At 70.5% G+C, this 19,615-nt stretch carries 9 protein-coding genes; 6 read left to right on the forward strand and 3 right to left on the reverse strand.

All coding sequences use genetic code 11. From position 1 onward, the window contains the following. Nucleotides 1-37: 37 nt before the first annotated feature. On the reverse strand, nt 38-5,746 hold the full coding sequence (locus Tchl_RS07105) for an EAL domain-containing protein (protein WP_075147783.1): 5,709 nt from the start codon (nt 5,744-5,746) through the stop codon (nt 38-40). Between the two features lie 326 nt (nt 5,747-6,072). Here Tchl_RS07105 and Tchl_RS07110 point away from each other — a divergent pair, with 326 nt between their 5' ends. Further along, nucleotides 6,073-8,277 (forward strand): putative bifunctional diguanylate cyclase/phosphodiesterase, encoded by a 2,205-nt coding sequence (locus Tchl_RS07110; protein ID WP_075147784.1) that lies wholly within the window; start codon nt 6,073-6,075, stop codon nt 8,275-8,277. Nucleotides 8,278-8,298: 21 nt separating this feature from the next. Here Tchl_RS07110 and Tchl_RS07115 read toward each other — a convergent pair whose 3' ends face one another. Together Tchl_RS07115 and ggpS are read right to left on the reverse strand one after the other, a co-directional pair. Continuing rightward, the gene (locus Tchl_RS07115) at nt 8,299-9,126 is read right to left on the reverse strand and encodes a mechanosensitive ion channel family protein (protein WP_075147785.1); all 828 of its coding nucleotides are present in this window, start codon (nt 9,124-9,126) and stop codon (nt 8,299-8,301) included. A gap of 39 nt (nt 9,127-9,165) precedes the next feature. Next, the gene (ggpS, locus tag Tchl_RS07120) at nt 9,166-11,469 is read right to left on the reverse strand and encodes a glucosylglycerol-phosphate synthase (RefSeq protein ID WP_083945175.1); all 2,304 of its coding nucleotides are present in this window, start codon (nt 11,467-11,469) and stop codon (nt 9,166-9,168) included. Between the two features lie 321 nt (nt 11,470-11,790). Here ggpS and Tchl_RS07125 point away from each other — a divergent pair, with 321 nt between their 5' ends. The 5 genes from Tchl_RS07125 to Tchl_RS07145 all read left to right on the forward strand — a co-directional run bounded on the left by Tchl_RS07125 (nt 11,791) and on the right by Tchl_RS07145 (nt 19,581). After that, on the forward strand, nt 11,791-12,207 hold the full coding sequence (locus tag Tchl_RS07125) for a hypothetical protein (protein WP_232311685.1): 417 nt from the start codon (nt 11,791-11,793) through the stop codon (nt 12,205-12,207). Between the two features lie 245 nt (nt 12,208-12,452). After that, nucleotides 12,453-13,928: a SulP family inorganic anion transporter gene (locus Tchl_RS07130; protein WP_075147786.1), complete on the forward strand. Its 1,476-nt coding sequence runs from the start codon at nt 12,453-12,455 to the stop codon at nt 13,926-13,928. A gap of 14 nt (nt 13,929-13,942) precedes the next feature. Beyond that, nucleotides 13,943-14,809, forward strand: coding sequence for a universal stress protein (locus Tchl_RS07135; RefSeq protein ID WP_075147787.1), 867 nt, complete (start codon nt 13,943-13,945; stop codon nt 14,807-14,809). A 140-nt stretch (nt 14,810-14,949) separates the two neighbouring features. Further along, nucleotides 14,950-16,260, forward strand: coding sequence for a tryptophan--tRNA ligase (locus Tchl_RS07140; RefSeq protein WP_075147788.1), 1,311 nt, complete (start codon nt 14,950-14,952; stop codon nt 16,258-16,260). Between the two features lie 129 nt (nt 16,261-16,389). Next, nucleotides 16,390-19,581: a transglycosylase domain-containing protein gene (locus Tchl_RS07145; protein ID WP_083945176.1), complete on the forward strand. Its 3,192-nt coding sequence runs from the start codon at nt 16,390-16,392 to the stop codon at nt 19,579-19,581. Nucleotides 19,582-19,615: the final 34 nt, after the last annotated feature.

Genomic DNA, 19,615 nt, shown 5'->3' on the forward strand with positions numbered 1-19,615 from the left:
GCGGCGGTGCGCCGGTCACGACGCGGGGGCACGCCGGTCACGGCGTGGACAGGCCCAGTTCGCGCCGGCGCTCTTCCCATTGCGGCAGCCAGCCGGCCAGCGCCGTCAGCGGCATCGGGCGGGCGATGAAGTAGCCTTGCGCGGCATCGCAGCCGCTTTCGCGCAGGAAGTTCCAGTCGTCGCGGTCTTCGATGCCTTCGGCCACCGTGCGCATGCCCAGCCGCCGCGCCATGTCCAGGCTGGAGGCGAGGATCGCCGCCAGGTTGGGGTCGCGGCCGGCGCCGTGCACGAAGCCGCGGTCGAGCTTGAGCTCGTTGAACGGCAGGTCGCGCAGCTGGGCGAGCGAGGAGTGGCCGGTGCCGAAATCGTCGATCGACAGCTCGATGCGCTTGAGGCGCAGGCGGGCGAGGACGTCGAGCACGGTGCGGGCGTCCTTCATCAGCCGGCTCTCGGTGACTTCGAGCACCAGGCTGTCCGGTGCCACGCCGGCCTGCGCCAGCGCGTCGACGACGAAGTCGGCGAATTCCGGATAGCCGAGGTTGTCCATCGACAGGTTGATCGCGACCGGGCAGTCGAGCCCGGCGTCGCGCCAGATGCGCGCCTGGCGCAGCGCGGCGAGGAGCACGGCGCGCGTCAGCGCGTCGATCAGGCCGTGCTCTTCGGCGACGCCGATGAAGCGGTCGGGGAACACCAACCCGTCTTCGGGGTGCTGCCAGCGCACCAGGATCTCCACGCCGGTGAGCACGCCGGTGGCGAGGCTCACTTTGGGCTGGCAATGGCACAGCAACTCGCCGGCGGCGATCGCGCGCTGCAGCTCGTCCGGGGGGTAGAGCTTGCGCACCCCCTGCGGTCGCGGCACCGACGCTTCGGCATGCTTTGCCAGCAGCGTGCGCAGGTTTTCCGGGGCGACGGGCTTACTCAGGCTGCCGAGCACGCGCAAGCCGTGGGCCCGGGCGAGCTGGTTCGCGGTCTGCAGGATGCGCTCGTTCTCGCCGCTGACCAGCACCAGCTCTCCGGTGAAGCCGGCCTGCGCCAGGGCGCGGACGAACTCGACGCCGTCCATGCCCGGCATCTGCAGGTCGCTGAAGACGATGTCGAAACGGACGCTGCGGTCGGCCAGCCGCGCCAGGGCCTGGGCCGCGCCCCCGGTGGTGGTGACCCGGTTGAAGCCGAGCGCGGCGAGCTGGCGGGTGAGCAGGTCGAGGGCGAACGCTTCGTCATCGACGAGGAGGATCTGCAGGGCGTGCGCCGGATTTTCGGCGGCGGGGGCGTCGGCCACCCTCAGCATCGCGGCCAGTTCGGTGTCGACCCGCTCGAACAGGATCCTGAACTGTGCCAGGTGGCGCTCGACCGCCTGCGCGTCGGCGGCTTTGCCGGCGAGTTCGAGTTCGGCGCAGTGGTCGCCGAGCGCCAGCGCACCGACCGAGCGCGACGACGACTTGAGCCGGTGGGCGGTCGCGGCGAGGCGGGCGAAATCCCCTGCGCCGGCGGCCTCGTTCAGTTCGGCGGCGATCGCGCTGGCGGTGCCGGCGTATTTTGCGAGCAGGGCGCGCACGGCGCCCATGTCTTCGCCGACCAGGCGCTCGAGCACCGCCACGTCCAACGCCGGCTGCGCCACGGGTAGCCCACCGCCTTGCCCGGGCGGCGCCGCTTCGGTCCCGGTGGTCCCGCCGTCGCGCTGCGGCAGCCAGTGCTCGAGCACCGCGCGCAGCTTGGCCAGCGCCACCGGCTTGGTCAGGTAGTCGTCCATGCCCGCGGCGCGGGCGCGGCTGGCTTCGTCGCGCAGGGCGTTGGCGGTGAGGGCGATGATGGGCAGGCGCTGCCCGCCGTGCTCCTGGCGGCGGATCTCCTCGGTCAGTCGGTAGCCGTCCATGTTCGGCATGTGGAGGTCGGTGAGGATGAGGGCGAACCCGCCCGAATGCCAGTGGGCCAGGGCCTCGGCGCCGTCGTTGGCGACTTCGGCGGCATAGCCGAGGAGGGCGAGCTGCTGCAGGATGACCATCTGGTTCACGCTGTCGTCCTCGGCGACGAGGATCAGGCGCCGGTCGGTGCGGGCCTGGGCGACGGTGGGCGGCGGCAGGGCCGTGGCGGGCCCGAGGTCGGTCGTGCGGGCGCCGGGGCGTTCCGGCGAAGCACGTCCGGAGGCGACGGCGACGGCGTTCAGGAAGGCCTCCCGGCGCAGCGCATCGCCGTCGATGACGACGCCGTCGGCGGCCTCCTGCCGTGCTTGGCGGCGGCGGCCGTGGCCGATCTGCACGCGGCGCAGCCTGCCGGGTGCCGCACCGTCGCGCAGGAGGCCGTGCTGCGCTTCGGCGTGAACGAGCACGATCGGCGCGGCGGCGGCGAAAGCGGAGCGCAGCACCGCGGCCGGATCGGCGCTGCGGTGTACGGTGGCGCCGGCGTGCGCGAGGTAGCTGGCGAAGGCTTCGGTATCGAGCTCCGGGTGCTCGAGCAGGAAGCAGTCCACTCCGGCCAGATCGGGCTGCGGCCGGGCCGGCTGCGCGGCGGCCGGTTCGAACGGGAGGCTTACGGTAAAGGTGCTGCCGAAGCCGGGGCGGCTTTCCACGGCGATGCCGCCGCCCATCAGGCCCACCAGCCGCTTGCAGATCACCAGGCCGAGGCCGGTGCCGCCGAAACGGCGGGTGGTGGTGGTGTCGGCCTGGGTGAAGGGGGTAAACAGGCGGGCCTGCGTCGCCTCGCCCATCCCGATACCGTTGTCTTCGACCCGGAAGGCGAGGCGCAGCGGCTGCGACTCCTCGATGGTGACCCGCAGCGATACCCGTCCCGGGTGGTCGGGGTTGCCGGAAGAAAACTTGATCGCGTTGCCGAGCAGGTTGTAGAGCACCTGGCGCAGGCGGGTGTCGTCGCCGAGCACGCGCTCGGGGATCTCGGGGGCGACGAACACCCGCAGCGCGCAGCCGCGCCGCCGGGCCACCGGCAGCAGCGAGCTGCACAGGCCTTCGGCCAGTTCGGCGATGCAGACCGGGGCGTGCTCGAGTTCGACCCGGCCGGCCTCGATCTTGGAAAAGTCGAGGATGTCGTCGATCAGGGCGAGCAGGGTGGTGCCGGAGTCGCGCATGATCTGCACCTGCTCGCGCTGGTGTTCGTTCAGCTCGCTGTGTTCGAGGATTTCCAGCATCCCGAGTACGCCGTTCATCGGCGTGCGGATCTCGTGGCTCATGGTGGCGAGGAAGGCCGACTTGGCCTGGTTCGCCTGCTCCGCCTCGCGCCGCGCCTGGACCGCTGCGGCCGTGCCGGCGACGACGCGCCGCTCGAGATCCCGGTTGGTCTCTTCCAGCGCCTGCTCGGCGGCCTTGCGTGCGCTGATGTCGGTGATGAAGTCGTCCAGGTACAGCAGCCGGCCGTGCTCGTCCCACGAGCCATGGCCTTTTTCCATCACCCAGCGCCAGCTGCCGTCGGCATGGCACAGGCGGTATTCGAGCTGGTAGGGCGTGCGCGCTTCGACCCCCTGCTGCGTTTCCCGCCAGACCCGGCCGGCGTCTTCGGGGTGGATCAGGCTGGCGATGCCGGGACGCCCGGCGAGCAGCTCCGCCGGGTCCAGGCCGAGCAGCTCGCGGGCGCCGTTGCTGACGAAATCCATCGGCCAGTCGGGCGCGTTGCGGCAGCGGTAGACCATGCCGTTGAGGTTCTGCAGGACGGTCTGCAGATGGCGCTCACTGGCGCTCAGCGCCGAGGTGCGCGCCTGCACCTGGGCTTCGAGGTTCTGGTTCAGCACCTGCAGCGCGGCTTCCGCGGCCTTGCGCTCGCGGATGTCGACGCCCGACGGAATGAGCTTGACGACGTGCCCACCGGCGTCGAGCACCGGCGTCAGCATGAAGTCGATTGGAATGATGGTGCCGTCGGCGGCGCACAGCTCGGCGTCATGGTGGACGGCTTCGCCACGTGCCGCGCGCGCGATGTCGGCGCGGATCAGGGCCTGGGTCGCGGGGGAATGGGCGAAGCAGAAGAGGCTGTCGAGGCGTTGCCCGATCACGGCTTCGCGCTGCAATCCGCCGGCAGCCATGACCGCGCGGTTGACTTCGGTGATCGTGCCGTCCGGCATCGTTTCGCCGACGAAGGCGGCCATGTTGTCCACCAGACCGCGCAGCCGTGATTCGCTCTCGCCCAGCGCCCGGGTGCGCGCCGCGACTTCGGCCTCGGTGAGCGCCTGGCGGCCGGCGGTGATCAGGCTGAAGGCGACGACGTACAGTCCGAGCAGCAGGGCGGCGATCGGAAACAGCGGATAGGGAATGCCTCTGGGATGGAGCGCGGTGAGTTCGATGCGCAGCGTGAACTGCGCACTGTCGATGTCGGCGCGCCATTCCGGGAGATGGCCGGGAGGAAAGCTGTCCACCAGCTGCAGCGCTTCCTCTCCCTCCGTGCGCACCAGTGCGGCGCGCAGCGCCAGACCGCTCTTGCGTGCGGCCTCGAGCTGGGTGGTGAACAGGGCGCCGGTGTCGAGGATGCCGACGACGTAGCCGGCGAGGGCCGCGCGGCGGGCTTCGGGAGTGGCGTTGCGCGGATCGAAGCCGGCGGTGAAGTGGGGCACATCGATCAGCAGCTCGAGCTTGCCGGTGAGGCAGGTCATCGCCACTGCGACGCCGAAGCCGCGCGCGCTGTCGAGCGCTTCGGCCATCGCCCCGCGCCGCGCCGGCTCGAAACCGTGATCGAGTCCGGCGAACTTGCGGAAGCGTTCATCGGGCTGGATATAGAGGAGGGGGAAGTGCTCGGCGCGCGGGCCGACCGGCGCCGGGCTGCACTCGTAGTCGGGCTCGAACACCCGGTAGCCGGGCAGGCCCAGCTGCTGCCGGGCCGCGGCCTCGAAGGCGGCGAGTTGTTGCGGCGCCACGCGCGGCGCCCAGACGATGCCCTTGAGGTCGATCGCGTTGCCGCGAGCGGCAGTGAATGCGGCGAAGCCGGCCGCGTCCACGCCCGGGCTGGCGGCGAGGAAGCGCTCCACGCCGCGCACCCGCTCGTGGGCGGCGTTGAGTGCGTACTGGGCGTCACGGGAGACGTACTCGGCGATGTCGGTGAGGTAGGCCTGGCGCTGGGCGTCGGCCATCTGCTGGACGACGGCGGCAGCGGTGGCCAGGACTGCGGCAGTCGCCAGCAGCGGCAGCGCGACGTGGGCGCGCACGCCGCGCCAGACCGCGCTCATGCGGGGCCAGGCGAGCAGCAGCAAGGGGGTAAACAGCATGACCCCCAGAGCCTCGCCGGACCACAGCAGCAGCCACAGGTCGAACGCAGGCAGTGGCCCGAGCGAGGCGCCGAATCCGGCCGCGGCGAGGGTGAGCAGGGCGGCCGAGAACAGGCAGCTCAGCGGCCCGGCCAGCAGCAGGAAGCGCAGCGCCGCCGCCGGCCGTGCCAGCGGCAGGGCGGGGAGAAAGAGCTTGCGGGTGAGCACGGTGCCGAGCACGGCCTGCAGCGTGGCCGCGGTGGCGGTGAGCGCGGCCGCGGGCAACTGCTCTGCCGCCCCCGCGCCGAAACCTGCGGCCGCCGCCATCGCCCCCAGCCACACCCCCGGCCAGCAGCGCAGGCCGAAGACGAGCAGGCCCGCCAGCGCCACCCCGGCGGCCGGCGCCAGCGGCGGGGGAAAGGTGGGCGCCGTCGCGATCAGCCGTCCGGCGAGGGCGGCGAGGGCGTAGGCGACGGACAAGGCGAGGACAAGGAGGATGGTGCGCCCGCGATCGGCACCGGCGGGTGCGGCAGCGGCGTGCCCGGCGGGCTCATCGAGGCGCTGATTCATGGGTTCTTCCCTTCTCGTTCGCCCTGAGCCGTGCCGGCGAGCTTGCCCTGCTGAGCACGATGAGCGGGCCGCGACGGCTGGAGGCTCGGAGCGCCATGGCTGCGGTGCGGTGCCGGGGTCGTTGTGGTCGCGGGATGTATGCAAAACGGTATAACAATAGGACGCGATGATAGAGCGTTCGGCAGGGCTGCGCACGCGTTGCGCGTATTCCGGTCAGCGGCTGCGAAGTCGCTGTGGACTGGCCGCAACGGGGCAGCCTCTGCGCGGCCATCAAAGGGTGACATACAATCGGCAGCCGTCCCCTCGAAACCGGATCGCCGTTCTCCATGGTCGATGAACCCTATGAATCGGACGGCGCGCGCCTGCGACGCCTGCTGAGCGCAAGCCCGACGATCCTGTACAGCCTTCGCGAACGCGACGGGCGCCTGTCCGCTACCTGGGTCAGCGACAACGTCGCCCGTCTCACCGGCTACAGCAGCGCACAGGCGCTGGCGCCGGGGTGGTGGTGGGACAACCTCGATCCGGACATGAAGGACGAGGTCGCGGCGCGCCAGGCCGAGCTGTTCGCGGCGGGGCGGCTGGTGCACGAGTACCGCTTCCGCTGCCGCGACGGGCGCATGATCTGGATTCACGACGAACTCAACCTGGTGCGCGACGAGCGCACCGGGGTGCTCGAGGCGCTCGGCTCGTGGACCGACGTCACCGTCCGCAGGCAGGCCGAAATGCTCCAGCGCGCCCGCACCGACGTCCTCAACTGCGTGCTTGCGGGAAATGCGCTGGGCGATGTCCTCGGGCTGGCGGCGCGGCATGTCGAGGCGCTGCTGCCGGAGGTCAGGGTGGCGGTGCTGCTGGTCGATCCCGCGTCGCGGCGCTTTTCGGTGGCGGCGGCGCCGAGCCTGCCCGGCGAGTACCGCGCGCTCATCGAGAGCGTGGAGGTCGGCGAAGGCGGCGGGTGTTCCGGGGCGGCGGCCGGACGGGGCGAGATGGTGGCCGTCGACGATGCGCTGGCGCAGCCCGAATGGAGCGCGGCGCTGCGCGAATATGCCGGCAGGGCCGGCATCCGCAGCTGCTGCTCGATTCCGTTCGCCGATAGCGGCGGGCAGGTCCTCGGCACCTTCACGCTGTATTACGGCGTGCAGCGCACGCTGGGGCGCAGCGAGTTCGAGTTCATGGAGGTGTTCACCCGCCTGTCGGCGCTGGCGGTGCAGAAGCTGCGCGCGGAAAAGCAGCTCGAGCGCCTTGCCCATTACGATCCGCTCACCGCCCTGCCCAATCGCCTGCTCGCCCATGCCCGCCTGGCCCGCGCTCTCGAGCGGGCAGGGGGCGGTGGTTCCGGGGCGGTCGCGGTGTTGCTGCTCGATCTCGACCGCTTCAAGAACATCAATGAATCCCTCGGTCATCCCGCCGGCGACGAACTGCTGTGCGCGATCGCCCGCCGTTTCGAGCAGGGGCTGGGAGGCAACGACCGCGTCGCACGCCTCGGCGGCGACGAGTTCCTGGTGCTGGCCGAGCACCTGCAGACCCCCGATGATGCCGTCCGCGTGGCGCAGAAGATCCGCGCCCTGGTCCAGCAGCCGTTCGCCCTGCCCGGCGGGCAGGAGCTGATGGTGAGCGCGAGCATCGGCATCAGCCTGTTTCCCCGCGACGGGGACAACGGCACGCTGCTCATCCAGCGTGCCGATGCCGCGCTCAACCAGGCCAAGAAGCAGGGGCGGAACGCGTATTGCTTCTATGCCGCCGAGTGGGGGGCTTCCGCCAGCGCGCGCCTGCAGCTCGAAATGCGCCTGCGCCGCGCCCTCGAGCGCGCAGAGCTGCGCCTGTTCTACCAGCCGCAAATGACCCTGGGCGAGGGCGGTTTCGTCGGCGCCGAGGCCTTGTTGCGCTGGCTGCCGGAAGGCCAGGCGATGATCCCGCCGGCCGATTTCATCCCGCTGGCGGAGGAGACCGGCCTGATCGTGCCGATCGGGGCCTGGGTGCTGCGCGAAGCCTGCCGCCAGACCCGCGCCTGGCTCGATGCCGGCCTGCCCTTCGGGCGGATCGCGGTGAATCTGTCGGTACGCCAGTTCCAGCACCAGGACCTCGTCGCCCTGGTGGAAACGGTGCTATGCGAAACCGGTCTGCCCGCCGCTTGCCTGGAACTGGAAATCACCGAATCGGCGCTGATCGGCGAAGTCGAGCTGGCGGTGGCCAAGCTGGCGGCGCTGCGTGCGCTCGGCGTCAGCCTCGCGCTCGATGATTTCGGGACCGGCTATTCCTCGCTCGCCTACCTGAAGCGCCTGCCGCTGGACAAGCTGAAGGTGGACCAGAGCTTCGTGCGCGGGCTCGGCGCCCGCGACGATGACCGGGCGATCGTGTCCGCCACCATCGCGATGGCGCGCAGCCTGGGCTTCGCGACCCTGGCCGAGGGGGTGGAGACCGAAGAGCAGCTGGCGATCCTGCGCGCGCTCGGCTGCGATGCCGGCCAGGGCTACCTGTTCAGCCGGCCGCTGCCGGCCGCGGCCTTTGCGCGCCTGCCCTGGTTCACGGCATAGGCCTGGCGCCGCCGCCCGTGTTCAGCGCGGGGCCGGGATCACGTGCTGGTACATGTCCACCTGCGGGTAGGGGATGGTGATGCCGTTCTCGTCGAAGGCGATCTTCACCTTTTCCTTCAGGTCGCACATCGTCGCGAAGTAGTCGGCGGTGGCCACCCAGGGACGGACGTGGAGGTTGACGCTGCTGTCGGCGAGCTCGGCGACGCCGACGAAGGGGGGCGGATCGGCGAGCAGGCGGGGCTCGTCCTGCAGCACCTGTTCGATGACCGCCTTCACCTTGCGGATGTCGTCGTCGTAGCTGATGCTGAACAGCAGGTCGATGCGGCGGGTGGCGCGCGCGGAGTAGTTGGTGATTACGCCGGAGTAGATCGCGCCGTTGGGGACGATGACCTCGCGGTTGTCCACGGTGCGGAAGATGGAGCTGAAGATGCTGATCTTCTCCACCACGCCGGTGATGCCGCCGGCCTCGACGAAGTCGCCGGCCTTGAACGGGCGGAACACGATCAGCATCACCCCGGCGGCGAAGTTCTTCAGCGAATCCTGCAGGGCGAGGCCGATCGCGAGGCCGGCGGCGCCGATCAGCGCGACCAGCGAGGTGGTGTCCACGCCGAGGCGGTCGAGCGCGGCGATGATCACCACCACCAGCAGCACGCCCTGCAGGATCGAGATGATGAAGCTCACCAGGATGTCGTCGAGGCGGGCGCGGGTCAGCAGCTTGCGCACCACGGCGACGATGCCGCGCGCTACCCAGCGCCCGAGCACGAAGATGCCGAGGGCGAACAGCAGGTTGATGCCCCAGGGCAGGGCGTAGGTGTTGATCCAGTCGAGGTCGGTGAGGTTTTCGAGCATGGGTTTTCCTTGCGGTCGATCGGTCGTCTGGCCCGGGGCTCAGGCGGCGGAGACTTCGGTCGCAGCGGGTGGCGACGCCACGACGCTGTCCGCCGGGCGCGCCGGCGGCGCTGCGGGCTGCGCCTTCACCGCATCGAGGAAGTCCTGCCCCCAGCGCTGGATGTCATTGTGACAGACGATTTCGAACAGTTCGCGCAGGCGCGCTTCGGCCTCGGCACGGTTCATCGCGATCGCGAAGTAGAGCTTGGCGGTGAGGTCGTGGAGGTCGTGCGGGTTGGTCAGCACCGCGCCGTGCAGTTCCGCCGCCGCGCCGGCGAATTCGGACAGCACGAGCACGCCCTGGCCGCCGGTCAGGCCCTGGGTGGCGACGTATTCCTTGGCGACGAGGTTGAGGCCGTCGCGCAGCGGGGTGATCCACATCACGTCGGCCATCGCATACCAGGCCACGACCTCCTCGAACGGCAGGGCGCGGAAGAAGAACTGCACCGGGGTCCAGCCGACGCGGGCGAAGCGGCCATTGACCTTGCCCACGGCCTGCTCGATGCGGGTCTGGAGCTCGTCGTAGACGGTCATCTCCTTCGCCGCCGGCACGCAGACCGCGAGCAGCGACACCTTGCCGCACAGCTCGGGGTGGGCTTCGAGCAGGCGCTCGAAGGCGACGAGCTTTTCCAGCGTGCCCTTGGTGTAGTCCAGGCGCTCGACCGACAGGATCACGCGGGTGCCGGCGAGCTCGCGGCGCAGCGCGGCCATCCGCGCGGCGGTCTGCGGCGCCGCCAGTACCGTGCGCACGCGCTCGACGTCGAGCCCCACCGGGTGGGCGCCGAGGCCGATGCGGCGGCCGTTGACCTCGATCGCGGTGCTCACTTCATCGAGCCCGACGGCGCAGCCATAGGTCAGGTAGCGCGGCGCGCAGGCCCGGGTTTCGAGCACTTTCAGCGGCGCCGCGCCGCGCGCGACATCGACGAAGTTCTCGGCCTGGCGCGGGATGTGAAAGCCGATGTAGTCGCACTGCAGCAGGCTGCCGACGATGTCGCGGCGCCAGGGGAGGACGTTGAACACGTCGGCGGAAGGGAAATAGGTGTGGTGGAAGAAGGCGATCTTCAGGTCCGGGCGCAGCTCGCGCAGGGTCGCCGGCACCATCCACAGGTTGTAGTCGTGGATCCACACCACCGCGCCTTCGGCGGCTTCGGCCGCGGCGCGTTCGGCGAACAGGCGGTTGACCTTCAGGAACACCGTCCAGTCCTCCTCGCGGAAGATCGCGCGTTCCCAGAACGTGTGCAGCGTCGGCCAGAAGGCTTCCTTGGAGAAGCGCTTGTAGAAGGTATCGACATCGTCCTGGCTCAGCGCGACGCGGGCGGCGACGAGATCGGGGTAGCGCTCACGGTCGACTTCGGTGTGGGTTTCGAAGGGCAGGGCCTTTTTCGGGTCGTGCACCGCCCACGCCACCCACGAACCCTTGCGGTTGTTGCCGAAGAAGGACAGCAGGGTGGGGATGATGCCGTTGGGCGAGCTCGGGCGGCGGCGGGCGAGGCGCCCGTTGTCGAACACTTCCTCGTACGGCAGGCGGTGATAGACCATCACCAGCTCGGCCTTGCCGGGTGCGTCCATGGCCTGGACTTCGGCCTCGATGCCGCTGCCGCCGAGAAAGCCGAAGTGGGCCATCGCCTCGAGGATGCCGCCGCAGCCGGTGTGGCGGGCGTGCAGCACCCGCGCGCGGCCGTGCGTGGCCTCGAGCAGGGCGGGCTCGGACTCGCCGACGCAGACGCCGATGAAGCCGGCTTCGTACATCGACAGGTCGTTCAGGGTGTCGCCGGCGACCAGCACCGAGTCGTGCTCGAGGCCGAGGTGGCGGACCAGCGCGGACAGCGTGCTGCCCTTGTTGACGCCGCGCGGCAGGATGTCGAGGTAGCGCTGCGCCGAATGGAGCACATCGCAGCCGAGGCCGGCTGCGATGTGCTCGATCCCGGGGGCGACCGCTTCGGCGGTGCAGAAGTAGGAGCAGCGTCGCTGCTGCGGGACTTCCTGGCGCTCGAGGGCGTCGAACGCGGCCATCGCCTCGGCCACCGCGCGTTCGCCCGGCCAGCGCGTGTCGATGTCGGATTGCAGCGGCTGCACGGCCTGGCGGCTGCGGCCGTCGACGACGGTCGCACCGACGTCGCAGATGATGTAGTCGGGCACCGGGATGGTCGGGTCGGAGAGGATCGGCAGCACCACCTCGAGGCCGCGGCCGGTGACGAAAGCGAGCTTGATTTCCGGGTGGGCGCCGATCAGCTGGTAGAGGCGCTGGCGGTTTTCCGGGTGGCCGGCGAGGAAGGTGCCGTCGAGATCGGTGGCGAGCAGCATGTGCGGTTCTCCTTGTGGGTGAACGCCGACATCGGTGCCGACTGGTTCGATTCGGAATGCCCGGCAGGGGGAGGCGGTGGCGGAAACGCTGGCGGCCGCGCCGGGAGGGCTTGCGTGCGGCGGCGCTTGGGGCCGGAGGGGCCGATGCTGCAGGCGTGGCCGCCACGGTGCCGGGAAGAATATTTGAACAAATATTGTAAGCCGGTTTTGCTGCGACGCACAACCCGCAGCCGCAGGCGCGCCGGGTAAAGGCAGCTTGTTGCCGGCAGCCGCTCCCGCGACAATCGGCTCCTTACCCACCGGCTACGGGAAGGACCGGCAATGATCAGGATCGCAACAAGGATGGCGCTGTTTCTCGGGCTGGCCCTCGGCGGCCCGTTCGTCCTCGCCCAGCAGCAGGGCGGCGGCGGGGGCGAGGCCTTGCGCCTCGAATGCGGGGGGATCGGCCTCGAAGAATCGCAGCGCATGCGCGCCGATGCGCCGATGCATGCGCTGACGCTGCTGTTTTCCACCACCGACGGTGCCTATCTGGCCGATGTGGCGACGCGCATCGACGATCCGCTCGCCGGGCGTCGGGTCGAGGCCTTGTGCGGACCGATCGGCCAGGTCGATGTCGCGGAGGCGGGGCGCTATCGCATCAGCGCGCGTTTCGGCGGCGTCACCCAGGAGCACTGGGTCGACCTGGTGCCGGGCGGCGGCGCGCGCCTGGCGCTGCGGTGGACGGAGGCGAGACCCTGAAGGAGATGGCGCCGGGCGCTGCCCCGAAGCGGAGCGTCGGCACGCGTCGTCCGGGGCCGGGAGGACGCACGCCGGGGGAGGAAGGCTTGCTGCATTGCCGGCCCAGCGTTTTTCCGCAGCTTCGCCCGAGCGGGCGCTGCTCCCGCTGCGGGGGCGCGTCGTCTTCATTCGCGAACCGGGCTCGCGCGGGTTTTACGCGCCCCCCGAGTGGACGCGCACTCATTCCGATGGACTCATAAGCACAGATGAAATCCCTCCGACAGGACTGGCTCTCCAACGTCCGCAACGATCTGCTTGCCGGCCTCGTCGTCGCGCTGGCGCTGATTCCCGAGGCGATCGCCTTCTCGATCATCGCCGGCGTCGACCCCAAGGTCGGCCTCTACGCCTCTTTCTGCATCGCGGTGGTGATCGCCTTCACCGGTGGCCGCCCCGGCATGATCTCCGCCGCCACCGGCGCGATGGCGCTCTTGATGGTCACCCTGGTCAAGGATCATGGCCTGCAATACCTCCTCGCAGCGACAGTGCTCACCGGCGTGCTGCAGATCCTCGCCGGCGTCCTGCGCCTCGGCGTGCTGATGCGCTTCGTGTCGCGCTCGGTGGTCACCGGCTTCGTCAATGCGCTCGCGATCCTGATCTTCATCGCGCAACTGCCGGAGCTGACCAACGTCGGCTGGCACGTCTATGCGATGACCGCCGCCGGCCTCGGGATCATCTATCTGTTCCCGTATGTCACCCGCGCGATCCCCTCGCCGCTGGTCACCATCGTGGTGCTGACCGCGGTGGCGATCGTGCTCGATCTCGACATCCGCCGCGTTGGTGACATGGGCCAGCTGCCCGACAGCCTGCCGGTGTTCCTGCTCCCCGACGTGCCGCTGAATTTCGAGACGCTGGCGATCATCTTCCCGTACTCGCTGACGCTGATGGTGGTGGGCCTGCTCGAATCGCTGATGACCGCGACCATCGTCGACGACCTCACCGACACGCCCAGCAACAAGAACCGCGAATGCGTCGGCCAGGGCGTGGCCAACATCGCCAGCGGCTTCGTCGGCGGCATGGCGGGCTGCGCGATGATCGGCCAGTCGGTGATCAACGTGAAATCGGGGGGGCGTGGGCGGTTGTCGACGCTGTCGGCGGGCCTGTTCCTGCTCGCGCTGCTGATGCTGGTCGGCGACTGGGTGGCGCAGATCCCGATGGCGGCGCTGGTCGCGGTGATGATCATGGTGTCGATCGGCACCTTCGACTGGAACTCGATCCGCAAGCTGCGCGAGCACCCGCCGAGCTCCAGCATCGTCATGCTCGCCACCGTGGCGGTGACCGTCCTCACTCATGACCTGGCGCAGGGGGTGCTGGTCGGCGTGCTCGCCTCGGGCTTCTTCTTCGCCCACAAGGTCGGCCGCATCCTGCACATCCGCTCGGCGTCCGAAGAAGAAGGCCGCACCCGGCGCTACACCGTCGCTGGCCAGGTGTTCTTCGCCTCGGCCGACCGCTTCGTCGCGTCCTTCGATTTCAAGGAAGTGATCGAGAAGGTCGTCATCGACGTCTCGCGCGCCCACTTCTGGGATATCACCGCGGTCAGCGCACTGGACAAGGTGGTGGTGAAATTCCGCCGCGAGGGCACCGAGGTGGAAGTCGTGGGCCTCAACGAAGCCAGCGCGACGATGGTCGACAAGTTCGGCGTGCACGACAAGGACGGCGCCGAAGACCTGCTGACGGGCCACTGAGGAGAACGAACAGCATGAACAAGCAAGACCAGAAAGTGCTGGCCTGCGTCGACCAGTCCCATTTCGCCGACACCGTCGCCGACTACGCGGCGTGGGCCGCGCGGCGCATGGAGGCGCCGCTCGAATTCCTGCATGTCATCGACCGCCACCCCGAGCAGGGCTCGGGCGAAGACCACAGCGGCGCGATCGGCTTCAACGCCCAGGAACACCTGCTGAACGATCTCAGCGACAAGGACGCCGCGCTCGCACGCCGCCAGCGCGAGCAGGGCCGCGTCTTCCTCAACCGTCTGCGCGAACGCGCGCTCGCCGCCGGCGCCCCGTCGGCCGACATGCGCCAGCGCCACGGTGCGCTCGACGACACCCTGGCCGAGCAGGAAGACGGCGTGCGCCTGTTCGTGTTCGGCCGCCGCGGCGCATCGGCCGAAGCCACCCAGCGCGACCTCGGCCGCAACGTGGAGCGGGTGGTGCGTGCGGTGCACAAGCCCATCCTCACCGTGACCGAGGGCTTCAAGGAACCCGAGCGCGTGATGCTCGCCTACGACGGCACCGCGGTCACGCGCAAGGGTGTCGACATGATCGCCAGCAGCCCGTTGTTCAAGGGTCTTCCGGTTCACATCCTGATGTCGGGCAAGGAAAGCGCGGACGGACCGAAGCAGCTTGCCTTGGCAAGGGACACGCTTACCGCCGCGGGCTTCGAAGTGGTGGCCGACATCCTCCCCGGCGACCCCGAGGCGGTGATCGCGCGCGAGGTCAAGGCGCGCAGCATCGACATGCTGCTGATGGGCGCCTATGCCCATTCGCCGCTGCGCGCGCTGGTCTTCGGCAGCAGGACCACCGACCTGCTGCGTGCCGCGACCATCCCGACCCTGCTCATGCGCTGAGGACACGTGCCCGGGCGGCTCGATGCGGCAAATGCGGCGCGCCCGGGATCTGTCCGTAACCGCCCGTTCATGGTCGCCGTGCGGCGCGGGCATCGGCTCTTTCGCGATAAACTCGCGGCTTTGTCCGGCCGGAGCAATCCATGACTGTCCAGCGCGTCCTCACCGGGATCACCACCTCGGGCACGCCCCACCTCGGCAACTACGCCGGCGCGATCCGCCCGGCGGTCGCCGCCAGCCGCCACCCCGGGGTCGAGAGCTTCTACTTCCTCGCCGACTACCACGCGCTGATCAAGACCGCCGATCCGGCGCGGGTGCAGCGCTCGACGCTGGAGATCGCCGCCACCTGGCTCGCCGCCGGGCTCGATACCGAGCGGGTGTGGTTCTACCGCCAGTCCGACATCCCCGAGATTCCCGAGCTGACCTGGCTGCTCACCTGCGTCGCCGGCAAGGGCCTGCTCAACCGCGCCCACGCCTACAAGGCGGCGGTGGACAAGAACGCCGCCGACGGCCTCGACCCCGATGCCGGGGTCAGCATGGGGCTGTTCATGTACCCGGTGCTGATGGCCGCCGACATCCTGATGTTCAAGGCCAACTCGGTGCCGGTCGGGCGCGACCAGATCCAGCACCTCGAGATGGCGCGCGACATCGCCGGCAGCTTCAACCACCTCTACGGCGAGCACTTCGCCCTGCCGGAAGCGGCGATCGACGCCTCGGTGGCGACCCTGCCCGGGCTCGACGGCCGCAAGATGAGCAAGAGCTACGACAACACCATCCCGCTGTTCGCGCCGCCGGCCGAGCTGAAGAAGCTGATCTTCTCCATCGTCACCGACTCGAAGGCACCGGGCGAGCCCAAGGACGCCGACGGCTCGGCGCTGTTCCAGCTCTACCAGGCCTTCTCCAGCGCCGAAGAAGCGCGCGCGATGCGCACCGCCTTCGATGACGGCATCGCCTGGGGCGAAGCCAAGCAGGCGCTGTTCGAGCGTATCGAGGGCGCGGTGGCGCCGATGCGCGACCAATACCAGGCGCTGATCGCCGAGCCCGCGCGGATCGAGCGCCAGCTGCGCGAAGGCGCGGAGAAGGCGCGCGTGCTCGCCGCCCCCTTCCTCGCCGAGCTGCGCCACGCCGTCGGCCTGCGCAGCCTCGCCACCGCGCCCGCCGCGGCGGGCGCGGCGAAGCCGAAACCCGCCGCCCTGCCGCAGTTCAAGCAGTACCGCGAAGCCGACGGCCGCTTCCATTTCAAGCTCGTCGATGGCGACGGCCGCCTGCTGCTGCAGGGCGCCGGCTTCGCCTCGCCGCGCGAGGCCGGGCAGTGCGTGGCGGCGCTCAGGCAGGGTGGGCGCTTTGAGGTGCACGAGGGGATGCTGCGCGTCGACGGCGCGGCGGTGGCAGCGCTGGCCGGGGGCGTCAGTGAGGCCGAACTGCGTGCGGCGCTGGCCGCTTTCGACGCCTAAGCCAAGCCTCCGCAGGCGTTGCGAATCCGTCACAGCGCCGTTTTTCGCCCGGGGACGCGGGATAATCGTTGAAACGAAGCGCCCCCGCGCTCACTGCGTTCGCGGAAGGGCGGCTTTGCACCCTGCCCCATGCCGACTTCATCTCCTCCGCGTCCGAATTCACCACCGCCGCCGGCAGCCGCCGCCCCGCCCGCTGCGCGCAGGCGGCTGCCGAGCCTGCTTGGCGCCGTGGTGTTGGTGCTCGTGCTGGTGATCCTGGTCGCATGGGGCGTGCTGCTCGCCCACGAACTGTCGACTTCGCGCCTGCAGGCGCGCGAGATCGCGCGCTATGCCGCGCGTCTCGACTATGCGCGGATGGCGGGGCCGAGCACCGCGATCCGCTTCCCCGCCCACGGCCCGTTCGACCAGCGCCTCGGCTACACCGAGCTGCCGCGCTTTGCCGAACGCCTGCAGGCGCGTGGCTTCGCCCTCACCGAGCAGGTGCGCTTCAGCCCGGCGCTGATGGATTACACCGACCGCGGGCTGTTCCCGCCCTATCGCGAAAAGACCCGCGCCGGGCTCGACGTGCTCGACTGCCGGGGCGAGCGCCAGTACGGCTTTCGCTATCCTTACCGCGGCTATGCCGACTTCGAGGCGGTGCCGGCGGTGGTCGTCGATGCCTTGCTGTTCATCGAAAACCGCGACCTCCTCGATCCCTCCCGGCCGACCCTGAACCCGGCGGTCGATTGGGCGCGCTTCGCCCGCGCCGCGCTCGGCCAGCTCGGGCGGATGGTCGATGCCGATCTCGACGCCCCCGGCGGCAGCACCCTCGCCACCCAGATCGAGAAGTACCGCCATTCACCCGGCGGCATCACCGCCGATGCGCGCGAGAAGCTGCGCCAGATGGCCTCGGCCAGCGTGCGCGCCTACCGCGAAGGCGAGCACACCCTGGCGGCGCGCCGCCGCCTGGTGCTCGACTACCTGAACACCGTGCCGCTGTCGGCCGCCCCCGGCCACGGCGAGGTCAACGGCCTCGGCGACGGCCTGTGGGTGTGGTTCGGCGCCGACTTCGCGCACGTCAATGCGCTGCTCGCCGCGCCCGCGGACGAAGGCGAGCAGCGGCTGGCCCAGGGCCAGGCGCTGCGCCAGGTGGTGGCGCTGATGATCGCCCACCGCCGGCCGTCGTGGTACCTCGCCGACGGCCGCGAAGAACTGGCCCGCAGTACCGATGCCCACCTGCGCCTGCTTGCCGGGGCCGGCCTGATCGGCCCCGCCCTGCGCGACGCTGCACTCGGCCAGCCGCTGCGCTTCCGCGATCTCGCCGCCGACCCGGCGCTGGTGCCGGCCCAGCCGGGCAAGGGCACGACCGCGGTGCGAACCCGCCTGGCGGGCCTGCTCGACACTTCGCTGTACGCCCTCGACCGCCTCGACGCCGAACTGGCGAGCACGCTGCACGGCGGCCTGCAGCAGGCGGTCAGTGCCTACCTCGGCCGCCTGTCCGAGGCCGAGTTCGCGCGCAGCCAGGGCCTGATCGGCGAGCGCCTGCTGCACCCGGCCACGCTCGATGCGGTGCGCTACAGCTTCACCCTGGTCGAGCGCACCGCGGGCGGCAACCGGGTGCGGGTGCAGACCGACACCACCGACCAGCCGCTCGACATCAACGAGGGCAGCAAGCTCGAACTGGGCTCCACCGCCAAGCTGCGCGTGCTCGCCACCTACCTCGAACTGGTCGCCGAACTCCACGCCCGGCTCGCGCCGCTCGATGCGGCGGCCCTGCGCCGGGTGAATATCGACACCCACGACCGCCTGACGCGCTGGGCCGTGGAGCATCTCGCCGCGGCCACCGACCGCAGCCTGCCGGCGATGCTCGAAGCCGCGCTCGAACGGCGTTTTTCCGCCAATCCGGGCGAGCGCTTTTTCACCGGCGGCGGCGTGCATGTGTTCGGCAACTTCAACGACACCGACAACGGCCGCGTGCCGACCGTGCGCGAAGCGCTGCAGGCTTCGATCAACCTGCCTTTCGTGCGCCTGATGCGCGAGATCGTGCGCCACACCATGTACCAGGTGCCGGGCAGCACCGCACGCCTGCTCGAAGACCGCCAGGACCCGCGGCGCGAGGAATACCTCGCCCGCTTCGCCGACCGCGAGGGGCGGACTTTCCTCAGCCGCTTCTGGCGCAAGTACCAGGACAAGGGTGCGGAGGAGGCGCGTTCGATGTTGCTCGACGGCCTGCGTCCGGGCGACGACCGCCTCGCCGCGGTCTTCCGCTACCTCGAACCGGAAGCCCCACCCGCCGCGCTCGCCGCATTCCTCGCCGCGCGCGTGGACGGGCCGCCGCCGACCGCGGCGCGCCTCGCCCAGCTCTATGCCCGCCATGCGCCCGAGGCCTTCGACCTGCCCGACCGCGGCTACGTCGCGCGCGTCCATCCGCTCGAACTGTGGCTGGTGGGCTATCTGCTGCAGCATCCGGAGGCGACGTTCGCCGATGCCGTGGCGGCGAGCGCGGACGAGCGTCAGGCGGTGTACCGCTGGCTGTTCCGCACCCGGATCAAGGGGGCGCAGGACTCGCGCATCTTCACCATGCTCGAGGTCGAGGCCTTTCTCGAGATCCACCGGCGCTGGGCCCGGCTCGGCTACCCCTTCGGCCACCTCGTGCCTTCGCTCGCCACCGCGCTGGGCAGCTCGGGCGACCGTCCGGGGGCGCTCGCCGAACTGATGGGGATCATCGCCAACGACGGCCTGCGCCTGCCGACGCGACGCATCGACACGGTGCGCTTTGCGGCCGACACGCCCTACGAGACCGCGTTCGCGGTGCGCCCGGCCGAGGGCGAGCGGGTGATGGCGGTGGAGGTGGCGCAGGCGCTGCGCCACGCCTTGTCGGACGTCGTCGAGAGCGGCACCGCACGCCGCCTCGCCGGGTCCTTCCGCCTTGCCGACGGCAGCGCGCTGGCGCTCGGCGGCAAGACCGGCACCGGCGACAACCGCATCGTCGTCCGCGGCCGCCCCGGGCTGGCGCTCAATCGCACCGCCACCTTCGTGTTCTACCTCGGGCCGCGCCATTTCGGCACCCTTACCGCCTACGTCATCGGCCCCGACGCGGCCGGCTACCGCTTCACCTCGGGGCTGCCGGTGCAGATCCTGAAGTCGATGGGGCCGCTGCTGCTGCCTCATCTCGAGCCCACGGCAGGGCCCGCCTGCCTGCCGCCGCCACTGCAGGTGCCCGCCGGGGATGCGGCGGTGGTGAGGGCAGCCGCTGCGCAGGCAGCCGGCGGCAGCGTTGCGGCGGGCGCTGTCCCGGCGGTCGAGGGGGCGCGGATCGCCCACGGGCGTATCGTGCGCTGAGCGCCGCGGCGAACGCCCCCGCCGCCGCGACGGG

This window comes from Thauera chlorobenzoica (genome assembly GCF_001922305.1).
In the GTDB taxonomy this organism is placed as follows: Bacteria; Pseudomonadota; Gammaproteobacteria; order Burkholderiales; family Rhodocyclaceae; genus Thauera; species Thauera chlorobenzoica.

Coding starts and splice junctions, on each gene's coding strand:
- Tchl_RS07105 (WP_075147783.1), bottom strand. CDS start 5,746: ATGAATCAGCGCCTCGATGAGCCCGCCGGGCACGCCGCTGCCGCACCC.
- Tchl_RS07110 (WP_075147784.1), top strand. CDS start 6,073: ATGGTCGATGAACCCTATGAATCGGACGGCGCGCGCCTGCGACGCCTG.
- Tchl_RS07115 (WP_075147785.1), bottom strand. CDS start 9,126: ATGCTCGAAAACCTCACCGACCTCGACTGGATCAACACCTACGCCCTG.
- ggpS (WP_083945175.1), bottom strand. CDS start 11,469: ATGCTGCTCGCCACCGATCTCGACGGCACCTTCCTCGCCGGCCACCCG.
- Tchl_RS07125 (WP_232311685.1), top strand. CDS start 11,791: ATGATCAGGATCGCAACAAGGATGGCGCTGTTTCTCGGGCTGGCCCTC.
- Tchl_RS07130 (WP_075147786.1), top strand. CDS start 12,453: ATGAAATCCCTCCGACAGGACTGGCTCTCCAACGTCCGCAACGATCTG.
- Tchl_RS07135 (WP_075147787.1), top strand. CDS start 13,943: ATGAACAAGCAAGACCAGAAAGTGCTGGCCTGCGTCGACCAGTCCCAT.
- Tchl_RS07140 (WP_075147788.1), top strand. CDS start 14,950: ATGACTGTCCAGCGCGTCCTCACCGGGATCACCACCTCGGGCACGCCC.
- Tchl_RS07145 (WP_083945176.1), top strand. CDS start 16,390: ATGCCGACTTCATCTCCTCCGCGTCCGAATTCACCACCGCCGCCGGCA.